The 17,280-nt window shown below is 63.8% G+C and carries 18 protein-coding genes and 4 pseudogenes; 12 read left to right on the top strand and 10 right to left on the bottom strand.

The annotated features are described in order from the left end of the window. Position 1 precedes the first annotated feature (1 nt). From trbK-alt to HT578_RS22665, 6 genes are all read left to right on the top strand, one after another. Positions 2-388, top strand: coding sequence for a putative entry exclusion protein TrbK-alt (gene trbK-alt / locus HT578_RS16430; RefSeq protein ID WP_213500731.1), 387 nt, complete (start codon positions 2-4; stop codon positions 386-388). A 4-nt stretch (positions 389-392) separates the two neighbouring features. Then, positions 393-1,751 (top strand): P-type conjugative transfer protein TrbL, encoded by a 1,359-nt coding sequence (gene trbL, locus HT578_RS16425; RefSeq protein ID WP_213500730.1) that lies wholly within the window; start codon positions 393-395, stop codon positions 1,749-1,751. Beyond that, complete coding sequence (trbF, locus tag HT578_RS16420; protein WP_213500729.1) at positions 1,751-2,434, top strand: conjugal transfer protein TrbF; 684 nt, start codon at positions 1,751-1,753, stop codon at positions 2,432-2,434. The genes trbL and trbF overlap by 1 nt, the downstream gene beginning before the upstream one ends. Before the next feature lie 2 nt (positions 2,435-2,436). Next, a complete protein-coding gene (gene trbG, locus HT578_RS16415) occupies positions 2,437-3,459 on the top strand; it encodes a P-type conjugative transfer protein TrbG (protein WP_239026631.1) in 1,023 nt (340 codons plus the stop codon). 71 nt (positions 3,460-3,530) lie between these two features. Next, positions 3,531-4,664 (top strand): TraB/TrbI/VirB10 family type IV secretion system protein, encoded by a 1,134-nt coding sequence (locus tag HT578_RS16410; protein WP_213504406.1) that lies wholly within the window; start codon positions 3,531-3,533, stop codon positions 4,662-4,664. A gap of 1 nt (position 4,665) precedes the next feature. Then, positions 4,666-4,806, top strand: a complete 141-nt coding sequence (locus HT578_RS22665) for a DUF2274 domain-containing protein (protein WP_213500727.1) — start codon at positions 4,666-4,668, stop codon at positions 4,804-4,806. Here the strand turns inward: HT578_RS22665 and HT578_RS16400 are convergent. The 4 genes and pseudogenes from HT578_RS16400 to tnpA (HT578_RS16385) form a co-directional block, all read right to left on the bottom strand. Continuing rightward, positions 4,787-5,425 (bottom strand): plasmid pRiA4b ORF-3 family protein, encoded by a 639-nt coding sequence (locus tag HT578_RS16400; RefSeq protein ID WP_039396108.1) that lies wholly within the window; start codon positions 5,423-5,425, stop codon positions 4,787-4,789. The two genes, HT578_RS22665 and HT578_RS16400, sit on opposite strands and share 20 nt — an antisense overlap. Continuing rightward, positions 5,422-7,069, bottom strand: a pseudogene (gene tnpC / locus HT578_RS22660) (IS66 family transposase). The gene HT578_RS16400 and the pseudogene tnpC (HT578_RS22660) overlap by 4 nt, the downstream one beginning before the upstream one ends. 73 nt (positions 7,070-7,142) lie before the next feature. Next, on the bottom strand, positions 7,143-7,463 hold the full coding sequence (gene tnpB / locus HT578_RS16390) for an IS66 family insertion sequence element accessory protein TnpB (RefSeq protein ID WP_007013329.1): 321 nt from the start codon (positions 7,461-7,463) through the stop codon (positions 7,143-7,145). A gap of 17 nt (positions 7,464-7,480) precedes the next feature. Next, the gene (tnpA, locus tag HT578_RS16385; RefSeq protein WP_039396105.1) at positions 7,481-7,849 is read right to left on the bottom strand and encodes an IS66-like element accessory protein TnpA; all 369 of its coding nucleotides are present in this window, start codon (positions 7,847-7,849) and stop codon (positions 7,481-7,483) included. Positions 7,850-7,926: 77 nt separating this feature from the next. On the opposite strand from tnpA (HT578_RS16385), the gene HT578_RS16380 reads away from it, so the two are divergent. Further along, positions 7,927-8,085: a DUF2274 domain-containing protein gene (locus tag HT578_RS16380; RefSeq protein WP_213500726.1), complete on the top strand. Its 159-nt coding sequence runs from the start codon at positions 7,927-7,929 to the stop codon at positions 8,083-8,085. A gap of 99 nt (positions 8,086-8,184) precedes the next feature. Here the strand turns inward: HT578_RS16380 and istB are convergent. The 3 genes and pseudogenes from istB to HT578_RS16365 form a co-directional block, all read right to left on the bottom strand. Beyond that, positions 8,185-9,041 (bottom strand): annotated as a pseudogene (gene istB / locus HT578_RS16375) (IS21-like element helper ATPase IstB). Then, positions 9,038-10,538, bottom strand: a pseudogene (istA, locus tag HT578_RS16370) (IS21 family transposase). The pseudogenes istB and istA overlap by 4 nt, the downstream one beginning before the upstream one ends. A 356-nt stretch (positions 10,539-10,894) precedes the next feature. Further along, the gene (locus HT578_RS16365; RefSeq protein WP_277884174.1) at positions 10,895-11,605 is read right to left on the bottom strand and encodes a helix-turn-helix transcriptional regulator; all 711 of its coding nucleotides are present in this window, start codon (positions 11,603-11,605) and stop codon (positions 10,895-10,897) included. Between the two features lie 89 nt (positions 11,606-11,694). On the opposite strand from HT578_RS16365, the gene HT578_RS16360 reads away from it, so the two are divergent. Then, positions 11,695-12,117: a VOC family protein gene (locus HT578_RS16360; protein WP_213500724.1), complete on the top strand. Its 423-nt coding sequence runs from the start codon at positions 11,695-11,697 to the stop codon at positions 12,115-12,117. A gap of 15 nt (positions 12,118-12,132) precedes the next feature. Here HT578_RS16360 and HT578_RS22605 read toward each other — a convergent pair whose 3' ends face one another. Beyond that, positions 12,133-12,570 (bottom strand): LysR substrate-binding domain-containing protein, encoded by a 438-nt coding sequence (locus HT578_RS22605; RefSeq protein ID WP_422394358.1) that lies wholly within the window; start codon positions 12,568-12,570, stop codon positions 12,133-12,135. On the opposite strand from HT578_RS22605, the gene HT578_RS16355 reads away from it, so the two are divergent. Continuing rightward, complete coding sequence (locus tag HT578_RS16355; protein ID WP_213500422.1) at positions 12,541-13,353, top strand: IS5 family transposase; 813 nt, start codon at positions 12,541-12,543, stop codon at positions 13,351-13,353. The genes HT578_RS22605 and HT578_RS16355 overlap by 30 nt on opposite strands. Here the strand turns inward: HT578_RS16355 and HT578_RS22600 are convergent. Further along, positions 13,302-13,781, bottom strand: a complete 480-nt coding sequence (locus tag HT578_RS22600) for a LysR family transcriptional regulator substrate-binding protein (RefSeq protein ID WP_422394357.1) — start codon at positions 13,779-13,781, stop codon at positions 13,302-13,304. The two genes, HT578_RS16355 and HT578_RS22600, sit on opposite strands and share 52 nt — an antisense overlap. Here HT578_RS22600 and tnpA (HT578_RS16345) point away from each other — a divergent pair, their 5' ends adjacent. The 3 genes and pseudogenes from tnpA (HT578_RS16345) to tnpC (HT578_RS16335) all read left to right on the top strand — a co-directional run bounded on the left by tnpA (HT578_RS16345) (position 13,782) and on the right by tnpC (HT578_RS16335) (position 16,257). Then, positions 13,782-14,231: an IS66-like element accessory protein TnpA gene (gene tnpA, locus HT578_RS16345; RefSeq protein WP_213500083.1), complete on the top strand. Its 450-nt coding sequence runs from the start codon at positions 13,782-13,784 to the stop codon at positions 14,229-14,231. Further along, a complete protein-coding gene (tnpB, locus tag HT578_RS16340) occupies positions 14,228-14,581 on the top strand; it encodes an IS66 family insertion sequence element accessory protein TnpB (RefSeq protein ID WP_021243391.1) in 354 nt (117 codons plus the stop codon). The genes tnpA (HT578_RS16345) and tnpB (HT578_RS16340) overlap by 4 nt, the downstream gene beginning before the upstream one ends. A gap of 64 nt (positions 14,582-14,645) precedes the next feature. Beyond that, positions 14,646-16,257 (top strand): annotated as a pseudogene (gene tnpC, locus HT578_RS16335) (IS66 family transposase). Positions 16,258-16,787: 530 nt separating this feature from the next. Here the strand turns inward: tnpC (HT578_RS16335) and HT578_RS16330 are convergent. Continuing rightward, positions 16,788-17,213 carry a LysR family transcriptional regulator gene (locus tag HT578_RS16330; protein ID WP_213500722.1) on the bottom strand — a complete coding sequence of 142 codons (426 nt, stop codon included), beginning with the start codon at positions 17,211-17,213 and terminating at the stop codon, positions 16,788-16,790. Positions 17,214-17,280: the final 67 nt, after the last annotated feature.

Genomic DNA, 17,280 nt, shown 5'->3' with positions numbered 1-17,280 from the left:
GATGGACGGAAAGATTCTCGCGCGTGTCGGCGCCGTCGGCTTCGTAGCCTTTGCGATCACCGCGACGGCCATGGAACTCTCCCGCAAGGACGAACCGCCGCTCTATCGCAGCGTCGCCGCGGCGACCGAAACTGCCACCGACCCGCTGAAGATCGAGCTGCGGCGCTGCCAGCAGCTCGGCGAAGCCGGCACCCGTGATCCCGCCTGCGTTCAGGCCTGGGCGGACAATCGCGACCGCTTCCTGAAGCCATCGCAGGCCCTGCAGCCGCAACCCGCGCCGCAGGCGCCGGGCCCGAATGGTCAGCCGCAGAACCCTCCGGCCGCCCGCGATCCCGCCGTCAACGAGGCCGCGCCGGCGATCGACTCCCACACGAACGAGGCGCGTTGAGATCATGAGCGGCACCGGCGTCATCGACCATTTCCTGGAGGTCTTCACCCGATATATCGATAGCGGCTTCGGCCTCCTCAGCGGCGAAGTGGCCTTCATCGCCACCACGCTGATCGTGATCGACGTGACGCTCGCCGCGCTGTTCTGGAGCTGGGGCGCCGACGACGACATCATGGCGCGCCTGGTCAAGAAGACGCTCTTCGTCGGCGTCTTCGCCTATCTGATCGGCAACTGGAACAACCTTGCCCGCATCATCTTCGAGAGCTTCGCCGGGCTCGGCCTCAAGGCGTCCGGCACCGGCTTCACGGTCGCGGACATGATGCGGCCCGGCCGCGTCGCGCAGACAGGCCTCGACGCCGGACGGCCGCTGCTCGATTCCATCTCCGATCTCATGGGCTACTGGAGTTTCTTCGAGAACTTCATCCAGATCGCTGTGATGCTGCTCGCCTGGGCGCTGGTGCTGCTCGCCTTCTTCATCCTCGCCATCCAGCTCTTCGTCACCCTGATCGAGTTCAAGCTGACGACGCTGGCCGGCTTCGTGCTCATCCCGTTCGGCCTCTTCGGCAAGAGCGCCTTCATGGCCGAAAGGGTTTTGGGGAACGTCATCAGCTCCGGCATCAAGGTGCTCGTCCTCGGCGTCATCATCGGGATCGGATCGAGCCTCTTCTCCGAGTTCACCGCCGGCTTCGGCGGCCGCACGCCGACGATCGACGAGGCGATGGCGATCGTGCTCGCGGCGCTGACGCTTCTCGGCCTTGGCATCTTCGGTCCCGGCATCGCCAACGGCCTCGTGTCCGGAGGCCCGCAGCTCGGCGCCGGCGCTGCGGTCGGAACGGGCCTTGCCGCAGGCGGCATGGTCGCCGCCGGCGCTGCCACAGTCGGCGCGGTCGCTTCTGGAGGCGCGGCGCTCGCAGGAGGCGCCGCCGCCGCCGCCCGCGGGGGCGCAGCGCTGGCGGGCGGAGCTTCCACCGCATTCAGCCTGGGCGCCGCAGGGCAGACGGGCGCCTCGGGCGTGGCCAGCGGCCTGGGTGGCGTCGCCCGGGCCGCCGGTTCCGCAGCCACCTCGCCGCTCCGGCGCGCCGCCGAGCGCGCATCGTCAAGCATGCGCTCCAGCTTCGCCGACGGAGCCCGATCCGCCTTCGAGGCGACCGGGGGCTCCTCCACCATGGGCACCGTTGGCGAAGCGGCGAACGACGCCGCACCGACCCCTTCCGGTGGCGGCGATCAACCGCCTGCCTGGGCCCGCCGCATGAAGCGCTCTCAACAAATGAGCCACGCCGTCTCGACCACGGTTCATGCGGTGCGAAGCGGCGACAGCCACGGCGGCGGCTCCTCCATCAATCTCTCCGAAGGTGACCGCTGATGTTTCGACGACCCTCGACGCACTATGGAAAAGCTCCCGAACCCGAAACGCCGTACCAGCGCGCCGCCCAGGTTTGGGACGACCGTATCGGCTCAGCCCGCGTCCAGGCACGCAACTGGCGCTACATGGCGTTCGGCTCGCTCCTCCTGTCGGCAGGGTTCGCGGCGGCGCTAGTCTGGCAGTCGGCGCGCGGCACCGTGGTTCCGTGGGTCGTCCAGACGGACCGGCTCGGCCAGGCGCAGGCGATCGCGCCGGCGACGGTAGACTATCAGCCGACCGACCCGCAGATCGCGTTCCACCTCGCGCGCTTCATCGAGCAGGTCCGCTCGATACCGGCCGACGCGATCATCGTCCGCCAGAACTGGCTGCGCGCCTACGACTTCACGACGGACCGGGGAGCCGCCGCGCTCAACGACTATGCGCGCTCCAACGATCCCTTCACGAAGGTTGGCCGCCAGCAGATCGCCGTCGACGTCTCGAGCGTGATCCGCGCCTCTCCCGACAGCTTCCGGGTCGCCTGGACCGAGCGCCGCTACGAGAACGGCCAGCTCGCCGACACGACCCGATGGACGGCGATCCTCACCATCGTCGTCCAGATTCCGCGCAACGCCGACCGGCTGCGCGCCAATCCGCTGGGGATCTACGTCAACGCAATTTCATGGTCACGGGAGCTGGGGCAATGACGATGCCGATTTTCCGGAAAGCCGGAGAACCGTCTTTCCGTACTCACACACTGGCGGCTCTGCTGCTTTCCGCAACGGCGCTCGCCGGCTGCGCGACGACGCAGAAGCCGCCGGAGATCAGCTACGACGACGCACCCGCTGCCGTGCAGACCGTCGATCCGCCCGCGCCGGTCCGGGTGATCGAGCTGCCGAGGCCGCTCCCACTGCCCGGCCAGATGAAGCCGGTCGAGGAATCGCGGCGGGCGCCTGAGCCAGCCGATCCCACGGCGCGCGTCAACCAAGCCAATGCGGCCGCCCGCATCCAGCCGGTGCGCGACGGCTTCATCAACTCCATGCAGGTCTATCCCTTCACCCAGGGCGCGCTCTACCAAGTCTACACCGCCGTCGGGCAGATCACCGACATCGCGCTTCAGCCGGGTGAGCAGCTCGTCGGCTCCGGGCCGGTGGCGGCCGGCGATACCGTGCGCTGGATCATCGGCGACACGCAGAGCGGTTCCGGGGCGACTCTGCAGGTCCACATCCTGGTGAAGCCCACCCGCGCCGACCTGATGACCAATCTCGTCATCAACACCAATCTGCGCACCTATCACATGGAGCTGCGCTCGACCGAGCGCACCTATATGGCCTCGGTCTCCTGGCAATATCCGCAGGACCAGCTCATCGCGCTGCGCCGCCAGAACGCCGAGGCGCAGGCGACCCAGCCGGTGGCGACCGGCGTCGATCTCTCGCGCATCAATTTCCGCTACGAGGTGACGGGCGATCGCGCCGCGTGGCGTCCGCTGCGCGCCTATGACGACGGTCGGCAGGTCTTCATCGAATTCCCGAGAGGCATCGGCCAGGGTGAAATGCCGCCGCTGTTCGTTGTTGGCGCCGAAGGCAACACCTCCGAACTCGTCAACTACCGGGTGCGCAACAACTACATGATCGTCGACCGGCTCTTCGCCGCCGCTGAGCTGCGGTTCGGCTCCGGCAACAATCAGAAGCGCGTCCGGATCACCCGCACCGACGGGAGGCCCGCGTCGTGAGCGATGACCGGAACGAGGAAGAGGAAGCCAGCGCGCCGCTAACGGGATCGGCGCCGGAGGCGGCCGCTCCGATGCGGCTGCGCGCGGAGGCTCCACGCGTTACCCGGCTGTCGCGCAAGGTGCTGGCCGGGCTCGGCCTGGTGGCGAGCCTCGGCCTCGGCGGCGCGCTGGTCTACGCGCTCCAGACCCGGAACGGCGGGCGGCCGCCCGAGGAACTCTATTCGACCGACAATCGCTCGACGGCGGACGGCCTTCAGGGGCTGCCGCGCGACTATACCGGCGTGCCCCAGCTCGGACCGCCGCTGCCCGGCGATCTCGGTCGGCCGATTGTCAGCGCACAGAACCGAGGGCAGCCCGTACCGACGCCCGGCGTTGCGCCCGCGCAGCCGGGAATGAGCGCGGAGGAGCAGCGCCGCCTCCAGGAGATCGAGACGGCGCGCACCAGCCGGCTGTTCGCCGCGTCGGAGTCGCGTACCACGACGCCGGCGACGACCAGCACGCCGAGCCTGGCGCAGCCCGACCTTACGAGCCTTGGTCTCGCACCGCCCCCGGCGACGCCCACGGCGCAGGAGCGGCAACAGGCGTTCCTTAACGCGCCGGTCGACCGGCGCACCGTTGCCGCCGATCGGGTCGCTGCGCCGGCATCGCCGAACATTCTTCAGGCGGGTGCGGTCATCTCTGCGGCGCTGATCACCGGCATCCATTCGGACCTCCCGGGTCAGATCACGGCCCAGGTCACCGAGAACATCTACGACAGCCCGACCGGCCGCATCCTTCTCGTCCCGCAGGGCACGCGCGTCATCGGCCAGTACGACAACAACGTTCAGTTCGGCCAAAGCCGCGTCCTACTGGTGTGGAACCGCCTGATCTTTCCGAACGGTCGGTCGATCGTTCTCGAGCGCCAGCCGGGCGCCGACGCCGAGGGCTATGCCGGCCTGCAGGACGGTATCGATTATCACTGGTGGGATCTCGCTAAGGCAGCCGGCCTTTCGACGCTGCTGAGCGTCGGGGCGGAACTCGCAACCAATGACGACGACCGGCTGATCCAGGCGATCCGCAACGGCGGTCAGGACACCATCAACGACGCTGGCCAGCAGATCATCCGCCGCCAGCTCAACATCGCCCCGACGTTGACGATTCGACCTGGTTTTCCGGTGCGGGTCATCGTCACCCGCGATCTGGTGCTCGAACCTTACGGAGGCTGAGATGACCAAGCTCAAGCTCGGCGCGATCGCCGACGACAAGCCGATCAAGGTGACGATCGAGCTACCGGCACCGCTGCACCGGGATCTCGGTACCCATCCGGTGAAGGCCGCAGTGGCCGTGGCTAGGTCGCCTTTGGTTTGATGATGCGCTTTGCTGCGGCGTTGCGTCTGACAGCGATACGAGCGAGCCCCGCTTCGATCGGCAAGATGTCGAGTTCGTCCGGGTCGTAGCCGTCGAGCCAGTCGTTGATTTCGATATGCTGCTCGTGCGTGGGATCAGACCTGATCTCCAGCATCTCGTAGAAGCCGGAGATCCCGCCGCAATCCTCGGGTGGACACTCGCGCTCGCCGCCGATGAAGCGGGGATAGGCGAGAGCCGGATCTCCCTGCCGAACGTCGCTCAAGGTGAGCGTGTGCTGCCAGTCGTCACCAAAGTCGTAGGAATACGCGATCGTGGTCGCGCCGGGAGCGAGTACGTCGCGCAGGCGGATGCGCGCGGCAATCTTGCGCGGAGCGGTTCCCCAGTCGTCTTCCATCGGCAGGCCATAAGTCTGGTCGTCAATGCGCATCTCCCAGAGATGGTAATCGAACCATCCCATCGCGGCCTGCACGATGTCGTGCAGGACCTTGAGAGTGACCGAGGTCGGCACTTCGACCAGGCGCCAGATTGGCGGATCGCTGTCCTCAAGCTCGATGCGCAGCCTTGCGATCTGCAGGAAACTGTCGGTGGCTGTGGGCCTGTCTGTCGATCGGGCGGTCATGCCACCTGCGATAGCACTCCGGGCCGGACTTGCCAGTTCCAGGGGAGCAGTTCGTCGATCCGGTTGACGGGATGCTCGGCAATGCGCGCGAGGACATCGGCCAGCCAGGCCTGCGGATCGACATCGTTGAGCCGGGCGGTCTGGATCAGCGTATAGAGCACGGCGGCGCGCTGTCCGCCGCGATCGGAGCCGCAGAACAGCCATGCCTTGCGCCCGAGGGCACGCAGCGCAGCGCCCGCTCGGCTGCGTTGTTCGTGAGGCAGATCCGGCCATCTTCGAGGAAGCGGGTGAAGGCCCCCCAGCGTCGGAGCATGTAGTTGATGGCCTTGGCCAGATCGTGGCTGCGCGAGAGCTTCGCGAGCTGGGCGGTGAGCCAGGCGTGCAGATCCGCCATCTGCGGTGCGCTGAGGTCCTGCCGGACGGCGAGGCGCTCTTCGGTGGCCTTGCCGCTGATGCCACGCTCGATCTCGAACAGGGCATCGAGGCGCTGCACAGCTTCCAACGCGATCGGATAGATCATGCCGGTACGCTCGCCGCGGCTCTTCCTGCGTGCGGCGGCCTCGACGTCGGCGAGTTCGAAGAACTTGCGCCGTGCATGCGCAAAGCAACCCGCCTCGGTCACGGGTGCGGGCTGACGGCCGGGCGCGTAGAGCTCGTTGTAGCCGCCATAGGCATCAGCCTGCAGAATCCCGGCCCGGACGCCAGATGCGCCCGAGGATGCTCGCCGCGCCGGTCGCGGGAATAGTGGAACAGGGCTGCGGGCGGATCGCTGCCGGCAAAGGACCGGTCATCGCGGACGTAAACCCACAGGCGCGCGGTATCGGTCTTGCCCTTGGCCAGGACCGGCACGGTTGTATCGTCGCCATGCAGCCGCCGGGCCGCAAGCACGTGCGCCTCGATCCGTCGATAGAGCGGCATCAGGGCGAAGGCCGCCGCGCCCACCTGGTCGGCCAGCGTCGAGGTGCTGAGCGCCACGCCTTCGCGCGCGAAGCGCTCGGCCTGGCGGTTGAGGGGCTGATGCTGGCCATACTTCTCGAACAGCAGCATGGCGAGGAAACTGGGGCCGGCCCATCCGCGCGGCACGACATGGAACGGCGCTGGAGGCTGCGTGATCGCCTCGCAATCCCGGCACGAGAACTTCTCGCGTACCGTTTGGATCACCTTCCACTGGCGCGGGATCACTTCGAGCGTCTCGGTCACGTCTTCGCCCAGCTTCGACAGGCGCACGCCGCCGCAGGACCGGCATGAACACGGTGCGGGAATGACAACGCGCTCGCGCGGGAGGTGTGCGGGGAGCGGCTTACGGCTCGGCCGCTTGCGCGCGAAGGCGGCAACGTCGGCTGTCCTGGCGGCGGCAACTTCGGCGGCTAGGTCATCCTCGCAGGCATCGGCCTCGAGGTCTTCCAACTGAAGCTCAAGCTGGTCGAGAAGTCGACGGCTGCGCTCGGCACTGGCGCCATATTGCTCGCGGCGCAGCTTGGCGATCTGCAGCTTGAGGTGGGCGATCATCGCCTCGGTCGCGCTCTCGCGGGCCCTGGCATTGGCGAGGCGCGCCTCGGCCTCGTCGGCGCGTTCAAGCGCGGCGGACAGCAGCGCCTTGAGCGCTTCGACGTCGTCCGGAAGGGGCGATGCGGCCGTGTCCATGACGAGCATGGAATCACAGATCGGCGCAGCATTGAAGCCGAAAATGCGCCGGAAGGCGAAGAAAGTGGCTGGTCTATCCGGCGCTCTGCGGGCGCCAGGAATACTGCGGGTTACGCCAGTCGATCCCTTCCAGCAGGCAGGACAATTGCGCGTTGGTCAGCGAGACGATCCCGTCCTTCGCCGAGGGCCACACGAAGCGTCCCTTCTCGAGCCGCTTGGAATAGAGCGACATGCCTATCCCGTCGTGCCAGATGATCTTGATCAGCGATCCCGTCCGTCCGCGAAACACGAACAGGTCGCCCCCATGCGGATCGCGCTTCAGGCCCTGCTGGACCTGCAAGGCCAGCCCTTGCATCCCTTTGCGCATGTCCGTGTGCCCCATGGCGATCCACACCCGCGCGCCCGCTGGGATCACCGCAGCGCCTTCAAGGTCGCGGTGACCAGTGCAGCGGGAGCTTCGGCCGAAATGCGAACGCGCCGACCTTCGCCCAGTTCGACGGTGATCACGCCGCAGCGATCACAGCCGTCCACCTTCTCGTCCTTAGTGAGGACCGCCTGGGCAAAGGCTGCCTCCACCATCGGAAGGGATGCCCCTTTGGCTTGTTCGCGTCGCAGATTGCGCCGCCAGGTGTAGATCAGGCTGGTCGATACGTCCCGCCGCCGGGCTACGTCCGCGACACATGCGCCCGGCGCGAAGGCCTCGGCCAGGATCTTGAAGCGCTCCTCGTCCCGCCACCGACGCCGCCGCTCCGGCCCCGTCATCACCGTAATCTGCCCCATGCTGCGCTCCTAAGCTCGCTCATACGAGCGCTCTTAAGACCGGTCGTTCACTCACCGGACAAGGCGGGGCTCACCGGATGGGTACGGATCTCGTCGCCTACGCGGAGGTCCTGGCCCGCGAGACGGGACAACAGCTCTCGGATCCAGCCAAGCTCATTGCCCCCATGGTCCAGCGCTTCATCGCCACTGATCGCGGCTTCGTTCGAGCGCGTCGAAGCCTGTCAGACAAGGGTTAGCTTGCCGATCGCTCAAGTGTAGCGCGACAAACAGGATGAGGATTGCGCGTCAATCAGGATGAGAATGTGATTGTCGCGGCGCGTCATTCAGTGCCGATTTTAATTGTCGCTGGCAAGGACCTCGTTCTCATCCTGATTGTCGCGGATGGTCTCGAGGACTTTCGGAGTGGTGTAGGCGGCAGGACGTCCAGCCCCGGTGCGGCGGGCCTGAGCCGTGCGCCGGCGATAACTTTCGACGTTCATCTCGAAGATCGTGGCGTGATGCACGAGCCTGTCGACCGCAGCGAGCGTCATTGCCGGGTCCGGGAAGACGCGATTCCATTCACCGAAGGGCTGGTTGGCGGTGATGAGCAAGGATCTGCGCTCGTATCGGGCACTGATCAGTTCGAAGAGGACGGAGGTTTCCGCCTGATCGCGTGAGACGTAGGCAAAGTCGTCGAGAATGAGCAGATGATATTTGTCGAGCTTGGCGATTGCGGATTCCAGCGTCAGTTCGCGGCGAGCGACCTGCAGACGCTGGACGAGGTCAGAGGTGCGGGAGAACAGCACTCGCCAGCCATTTTCCACCAACGCCAGGCCGATCGCCGCCGCCAGATGGCTTTTGCCGCCGCCTGGCGGGCCGAACAGGATGAGATTGGAACCCTGGTCGAGCCAGCCATCGCCGGCGCACAGGGCCATGACCTGGGCCTTGGAGATCATCGGCACGGCCTCGAACGCAAAGCAGTCCAACGTCTTGCCTGCCGGCAGGTGGGCTTCAGCCAGATGACGCCCGATCCGGCGGCGATCGCGTTCGGCGAGTTCATGTTCGGCAAGGGCTGCAAGGAACCGGCTCGCGGGCCATCCTTCCTTGTCCGCACGGGCCGCAAAATCTCCCAGATATGCTTGATGGTTGGCAAGCGCAGTTCATTGAGCATCAGGCCCGTGCGCTGTGCGTCGATCATAGGAGCCGTGCTCATGCCGCTTCTCCCTGTTCGATCAGCCCGTCGTAGATCGAGAGCGAGACCATCTCGACCACGACTTCGGGCAAAGTGGCGGGATCGGGGCTGAAGCGGGCCCGTAGTGCCGACAGGCATGGGGTCCTGCGGATTGCCATGTCCTCCTCCGGGATATGGGCGAGCTCCGCCTCGCAGGCGCTCGTGGGCCATGGCCAGAAGCTCGACCATGATCCGGCAGGCTTCTTTCGCCCACAGCTTCCAGCAAGTGCTCGAACATGAGGCGGTAGGGCGCGCGGGGAACAGGCTGTCACGATAGACCAATCCCCGTAGCGCCATCGGCTTGCGCCGCAGGGAATGAATGACATGGCGATAATCGACGACGTGGCCGTGCTTACCGTTCACACCGGCGCGGCCGCGCTGCAGGGTCATGAGCCTTGTGCCGCCGATGAAGACATCGAGACGGTCGTCGTAAAGGCGCACGCGCAGGCGATGTCCGATCAGGCGCGAGGGGACCGTGTAGAACACCTTGCGCAGAGTGAAGCCGCCCGAGGACGTCACCGTCACGAGGACTTCCTCGTAATCGGTAGTCCGTGCGTTCGGGAGGGATTGCAGCGCCTTGCGCTCAGCATCGATGCCGGGACCGTGGCGCCGGTTCCTTGCGGTCACGACTTCGTCGATGAAGCGGCGATAAGCGGCAAGGTCGGTGAAGTCGGTGGTCCCGCGCAATAACAGCGCGTCCTTGACTGCAGCCTTGATATGGCCGTGGGCGCTCTCGATCGCACCGTTCTCGTGGGCAATGCCTGTGTTGTTGCGCGTCGGCTCCATTCCATAATGGGCGCATAGGGCGTCATAGCGCTTGGTCAGGTCGGCCTTCGCATCTGCGTCCAGGTTGCGGAAGGCGGCCGACAAGCTGTCGGTACGGTGGAGCCTGGGCGCTCCGCCAGCAGACCAGAGCGCATTCTGCAGCCCTTCGGCCAGGGCGACGAAACTCTCGCCGCCCAGAATGACGTGCCCATGTTCAAAGCCACCGCAAGGCAGGCGGAAGTGATAGAGCAAGTGATCCAAGGGGGCCCCGGCGATGGCGACGTCCAGATCGTTCATGCACGTAAAATCGGACATGCCGAGCCGTCCCGGTTCATGAACCTGCCTGAAGATGACTTCCCGATCCTGGCCGTTCAGAGCGCGCCAGTCGCGAATACGCCTCTCCAGGGTTCGTCGTGAGCCGAACTCGGTATCCGGGTACCGGCGGCGCAGTTCCTCGAAGATCGCGACAGGACGAAGACCGGGGGCGGCCTCCAGCATCGGCACGACGACTTCTTCGAAAATGCCTGATAGCGGATCAGGCCGCCGTCGGCCGCGCGGCGCCTGTCGCTGAGAAGGCAGGCGCGCATCCTGCAGCACCCGGTAGCCTGTCGCCGGGCTGAAACCGGCCTTGGCCGCCGCCAGGGCGACGGGATCGTTACGTCTGTGGGTCATGAAAAGTCTCACCTGATGATCGTTGATGTGTCGGCCCGCCACACGTCAGGTCCTCCTCCCTAGGAAAACCCAATGCATAGCGACCACCACGACCATCACAGGCACCCTTCAAAAGGCGCCCCCTGCGTTCCGGCATCGGCTACGGGCTACGCCCTTCGCCAATCCCGGAACGCAAGATTCTCATCTTGTTTGTCGCGCTTTCTCAACCTGAATGTCGCGCGACACTCAAGAAGCCTTGAGAGGATGACACCTTGAGAAGCTCTCGATGACGGACCGCTTCATTCAAGCGGGGCAAGGAAGCTCCGCTTAATACAAGCTCGCTTCACGAGGGGCAGCAAACCCCTGCGCCAAACCCATTATGCCCTATGCCGAAGCGATTGCGCCATCATCACAACGCATCACTTTCTCCTGGCCATTTGGCCGCTCAACTGCCCTTGGAGTTGCTCCAGATATGTCCTTAAAAGGGCCACGCGTCGCGGACGGAAACTTCGATCGGTTGATCTCAGCGCTGTTATCCGGTCGGTCCTGAACATCCGGAAATCTTCACGTAGGCAGGACCAAGAAAGAACGGTAACGCAGTCCTCATTATATACGAGGGAAAGCGGCAGAATCTCGCGCTCACTCTCGTGGTTCTTCTGATCAAGATAGCTGATTTTCACTGCAACCTCCTGCCAGCATGCATTGCGGAGAGGCGAAAGATCCATGTCGCTGGCATATCGCGGTGTAGGCTGGAAAACGCGCGCGATTACGTGGATAAGTTGTCGCCCGCGCTCATCTGAAAGGGTGGCCGCAACCTTGCTGAGGACAGAGGCCGCCGCCTTCGCCAGCATCGGATCGCCCCAGGAACCGACCTCGGCTAACCCCAGCGCGAGCGCTTCGATCTCGTCACGATCCAACGATTGCGGCGGCAGTGACGGGTCTTCAATCAGCTTGAAGCCATAGCCACGCTGCCCTTCGATCCGTGCGCCGGCGGCGCGGAGCGCATCAATGTCGCGGTATAAGGCTCGAACGGACACACCGGTTTCATCGGCAAGACGCGCTGCAGTGATCGGCGGCGCCATCACGCGGATTAGTTGGAGGAGGCGTAGGAGTCGATCGGCCCGCGGCATCGCTTACTGACGGAAATTGGCAGCTGCCCCAAGCTATACCGCCATTGGGCGACTAAGCCAACGCCGCCCATATCGTTTCGGAGAGAATAATGACCCTTACTGTTACTACCCATCTCAACTTCAGTGGCCATGCCCGCGCGGCGCTCGACTTCTATGCCCGCGTATTCGACGGCGAGCGGATTTTGATGACCTATGAAAAAATGGGTCAGGCGCAAGCCGCCGCCGCGCCGGACCACATCATGTGGGGACAAGTCGTCTCTAAGGACGGTTTCAGAATCATGGCCTTCGATGTGCGGAAGGATCAAGAATTCGATGCAGGAAAGAACGCATTCTATGTGGCACTCAGCGGATCGAGCATCGATGACAATAAAGCCCGATGGTCCCTGCTGGCAGAAGGCGGCACAATCCTACAGGATCTTGCACCCACGCAATGGTCGCCGCTGTTTGGAATGTTGATCGACCGTTTCGGCATCACGTGGGTCGTCGACGCCACGACAGATGACCTACAGTAAATTGCCGCACCCACTTCAGCGTTGAAACACAAGGGAGTCGCAGACATTAAGCAGCTTTCTAAGTGCAGGGTTCGAGCTGTGCTCCAACCATACGGCACTCAAGGCGACGGTTTCTCCGCCGTCGCCTGCGCGCACAAATTTAACGCCCTTATCAAGTAGCCCTTGTGCAGAACTTGTTGTGATGGCGATGCCGTAACCCAGAGCAACCAGACTGAAAATATACTCTCGACTAGCTTTTTGGCGGATAATCTTTGGCCGAAATCCTAGTGCAGAAACTCGCCTGATCAGATGATCCTCGCTTTCCTCGCCCGCTCCGCCGGCGTGTACAAGAAATGTTTCCTGCCTAAGAGGCCGTTTCGAAAGGGGTTGAGCGGCTGAGGTTCGTGTGATTCCGGGGGTTTTGCAGACAACCCGGAGATCTTGATGTGGACCCCAGCCACCCGCGTGCAGCATACGCGTGTTTCGAAGCGTTACCAGACGGATTTGAGCGATGCCGAGTGGGCGCTGATCGCGACATTTGTTCCCGAGGCGCGCACGACGGGGCGGCGACGGCAATGGCCAATGCGCGAAATCGTGAACGCCATCTTCTACGTTCTGCGCGGCGGGATTGCATGGCGGTTGCTGCCCAAGGACTTCCCGCCGTGGCAGACGGTCTACCGCTGGTTTGCCCGGTTTCGTGACGAATGCCTGTTCGAGCGGATCAACCATGCGCTGGTCGCGCTCGATCGCGAGCGAGCCGGAAGGGACGCCTCGCCAAGCGGAGCCATCATCGACAGTCAGAGCGTCAAGACCACCGAGAGCGGCGGACCGCGCGGCTACGATGCTGGCAAGAAGATCAAAGGTCGCAAGCGCCATGCTCTGGTCGATACTGACGGCAGGCCGCTGCTTGTCGAGCCGCACACCGCCGATGTCCAGGATCGTGATGGCGGCGGCGCGTTGCTGCAAATCTCGCGCGGCCTCTTCCCGTTCATCGAGAAGGTCTGGGCCGATGGCGGCTATAACCATCACCGTGTCACCGAGGCGACCCGCATCACCGTCGAGATAGTCAGCAAGATCGCCGGGCAGTCCGGCTTCGTCGTCCTCCCTCGGCGCTGGGTGGTCGAGCGGTTCTTCGCTTGGGTCAATCGAAACCGCCGTCTGGCCAAGGACGTGGAAGCCACCCTCAAATCCGCCGCAGCCTTCCTCTACGCCGCCGCCGCCATGCTCATGCTACGCCGTTTGGCTCGGTCAGCGTGAGTTTCGAAACCGACTCTAACATCGCGCCAAGTGATTTGTGATCGTCCAGCAAATTTGTGAGTGGCTGGGATAACAAAGTACACTTCTTCGTCCCATAAACGTCGGGTTTGATGGTTTGGCAACTGAGGCGTTCCCAAGACAAAGGCTACGTCCAAACGACTATCGAGGACGCTTGCTGCGTTCGCCTGTGAAGATGCCTCTTCAAACGTCAGAACAATGCTCGGGAAACGTGCCGTGAACAAACCTAGCACATTGGCTAGAAATCCGGTCGCCATTGAACTGGTAACGCCGATCCGCAATTCGCCCGTATCGCCACGCTGGATCGCTCCAAGCGTAAGCGTCCGGGCTCGGTCGCGTTGCGAGGTAAGAGCGTGAAGGTGATGGACCTCCAGTAAGGAGTCTCTTTCTGGACTCCAGAAGGAGGCCAAGTGACAGACCGGGTGGAGATCATCGCGCGCACGGAGCGGCGCAGGAAGTATTCGGATGCGGAGAAGGCCGCGATCCTGGCCGAGGCGGATCAGGAGGGCGTTTCTGTTCGCGATGTTGCCAGGCGCCATGAGATTGCGGAGAGCCTGATCTACAACTGGCGTTCGGCCCGCCGGCAGGCAACGGCGATCGCCAGCGAGCCACTGGAGTTCATTCCCTACGGTTCGATCGTGACGACCGAACCCGCGCCCACGGCGCCGGTGCCAGCCCCTCAGGTGAAGGCCGCGCCGTCTAGTACGCCGATGCCGGAAGACCTGGTGCGTCCGCATCCCGGCGCGAGGCCTGGCGCGATAGACATCGATCTGCCCAGCGGGGTCCGCCTGTCCACGGACAGCTACGTCAACGAGAAGGCGCTGGCCCGCGTTCTTCGTGCGCTTCGGGATGTATCGTGATTTCGCTGGCGCCCGGAACGAAGGTCTATCTGGCAAGCAAGCCGGTCAGCATGCGTCTGGGGTTCGATGGGCTGGCCGCGCTCGTTCGGCCGCTGTTCGCGGTCGAGCCATTCGGCGGGCATGTCTTTTTGTTTCGCAGCAAGAACGGCAACTACCTGAAGGCGCTGCACTGGGATGGCAGCGGCCTTTGCCTTTTTGCCAAGCGCCTGGAGCGTGGCCGTTTTGTCTGGCCTCCGCTCATCGAGGGCGGCGTTGTGCTCACCCCGGCGCAGTTTGCACTGCTGATCGAAGCGATGGACTGGAGGCGTACGGTAGCGCCCGACCCGCCGCGCCTGCCGGTCCAGATTTGATGTATAAAATGGCGTATTTCCGGGCTTTTTTCTTGGGTGCTGAACCCGATTCTGCTAATGGGGCGTGTCCCCCGACGATCTCGAACTCCCTACCGATCCCGCAGAACTGCGCGCGTTTGCCGAGGCGATGCGCGCACGTCTGGCCGCTTCGGAACAGGCGCTGGAAGCCGAACGCGAAGCGCATGAGGCGACCCGCAACGCGGTCAAGCTGATCACGCTCCAGATCGAGAAGCTCAAGGTCCAGTTGGCCCGGCTTCGGCGCATGAAGTTCGGCCAATCCTCCGAACGACTTACCCTTCAGGCTGATCAGCTCGAACTCACGCTCGAGGATCTCGAGGCCGAGCATGCCCATGCCGAGTGCGTAATTGCAGGTCATGTGCCCGACGATGCTCCCGCCAAAGCGGCGCAGCGCAAACCCCGCCGTGCACCGCTTCCCGAACATCTGCCCCGCGACGAGGTCATGCACGCAGCGCCCGATGCCGAGGGTTGCTCGGCCTGTGGCGGCACGATGGGCAAGCTCGGCGAGGACGTTACCGAAGTGCTGGAATATATCCCAGGTCGCTTCCGCGTCGTGCGTCATGTCCGCCCTAAGCTTTCCTGCAATCGCTGCGATGCGATCAGCCAGGCCCCTGGACCGGCGCTGCCCGTTCCGCGCGGCCGCGCCGGTCCGGGGCTGCTGGCCCATGTCATCGTATCGAAGTTTGCCGACCATCTGCCGCTCTATCGCCAGTCGCAGATCTACGCCCGCGAAGGTGTCGAGATCAGCCGCTCAACGATGGCGGACTGGCTCGGCCAGGCAAGCTGGCTGCTGCAACCGCTGGTTGATCGGATCTCCGATCACGTCATGGCCAGCGTGAAGGTCCATGCCGACGACACGCCCGTTCCCGTGCTGGCGCCGGGGACCGGGAAGACGGCGACCGGGCGATTATGGGTCTACCTTCGCGACAACCGACAATGGAGTCCCTTGGACAAGCCAGCGGCGCTGTTCCGCTACAGCCCAGACCGCAAGGGCGAGAGACCGCGCGAGCATCTCAAGACCTTCACGGGCTTCCTGCAGGCCGATGCCTATGCCGGTTTTGACCGCCTTTATGCGAGTGACCGCAAGCCGGTGCCGATCACACCGGTCGCCTGCTGGGCGCACGCCCGGCGCAAAATCAACGATGTCTACAAGGCGGACCCGCACTCGGCCGCAGGCAAGGGCCTGCTCATGATCCGTGACCTTTACGAGATTGAGCGGCAAATTTCCGGTGAGCCGGCCGATACTCGCTGCAGGGCACGCAAGGCGTCACTGCTCAAGGCGATGGATTTCTTCGCCCGCCAATGACGTGCTGTCCAAGGCGTCCGCCCGATCGCCGCTGGCCGAAGCGCTGCGCTATGCCGTGAAGCTCAAGCCGCAATTGCTCGCTTACACCCAAGACGGCAGGCTCGAGATCGACAACAACCCGGCGGAGAATGCCCTCAGGGCATAGCCGTTGGCCGCAAGAACTGGATGTTTGCTGGCGCGGACTGCGGCGGCGAGCGCCGCCGCCATGTATTCGCTACTGGAAACCGCCAAGCTCAACGGCGTCAATCCGCAGGAATGGCTGGCCGATGTCCTCGATCGGATCGGCAAGGGGCATCCCATCAACCGGATCGATGAACTGCTGCCTTGGAACTGGGCCACCTGGCAGGCGTGAACGCGCATTTTGGGTGGATTGTGGTCATTGCCGCAATCGGGAACGAAGGTCTGCTATCCGAGATTTCGGTTCAAAAGCTGCCTTCCGGACACGCCGACAAAGCTGCCGTTGTTCATTTCCACAGAGCCGCTATGATTACCTCATGTCCGGGTTTCGCCATACCATGGCCTTTGCGGCTCTAGTCATGACAGGGACTGTCTCTTTCGCATCGTCGGTCCATTCAGGACCCTTCTATTTGCAGTTCCAGCCGCACAGCGAGAAGCTGACGGAGCCAAGCACAGGTGTGGATGTCATTGCTGATGCAATGCGAGTCTTGCCATATGCAGCATATCTTTGCTCAACTAGCGGCGATCAGCCCTATAGGCGACAGTGGCAGCGGCTAAGAATAGTTCAGAGCGAGCTTGCTGCCGCTGGAGTGTCACGGCGGAAAATCTACATTGGAACGCTCTGCGACCAGTCAGTCAAGGGCAGAGATGCGAGTCATACTCCCAGAGATTCCGTGTTCGTAGCATTAGGCCCGCCTGAAGCCATCAAACGCCTTGCACGATCAATGTGAAACGTCCGCTCCCCCCGACATTGATGCCATAGCGTCCGAAGCGGGGGCTGCTTGAAAGCGGCCGCTCATTTCTCGCGATTTGACTGGCCGACTTGGGGCGTTTCCTGCCGCCAACGGTCCCGGGCGGACGCTTACCTCCAAGCTCCATTGCAGCTTGATGAAGACGCTCTGCGCCAAACTCGGCCTCCCGGATAAATCTTTCCCCCGCGGAGGTTAGGTGCGTCCCTGTCCGGTTCCGCTCGAAGATTGGCACTCCCAGCCGTCGCTCGAGCAGCTGTACCCGTCGGCTGACTGTAGATTGTGATAGGCCAAGTGCATCTGCTGCGCGCCGAAAACTGCCATGTCGCGCAACTGCCATAGCGTATTTGAGATAGCGAAGATCAAATACTAAATCTGGCACCGCATTTCGTCCACGATCAAGTTTCAGGCATTACGCGCGCCCGGCATCGTTACCTTCATTTGATTTC

This window comes from Novosphingobium decolorationis, assembly GCF_018417475.1.
In the GTDB taxonomy this organism is placed as follows: Bacteria; Pseudomonadota; Alphaproteobacteria; order Sphingomonadales; family Sphingomonadaceae; genus Novosphingobium; species Novosphingobium decolorationis.
Note: the sequence above shows the minus strand (reverse complement) of the source record. Positions and strands in the feature narration are given on the sequence as shown.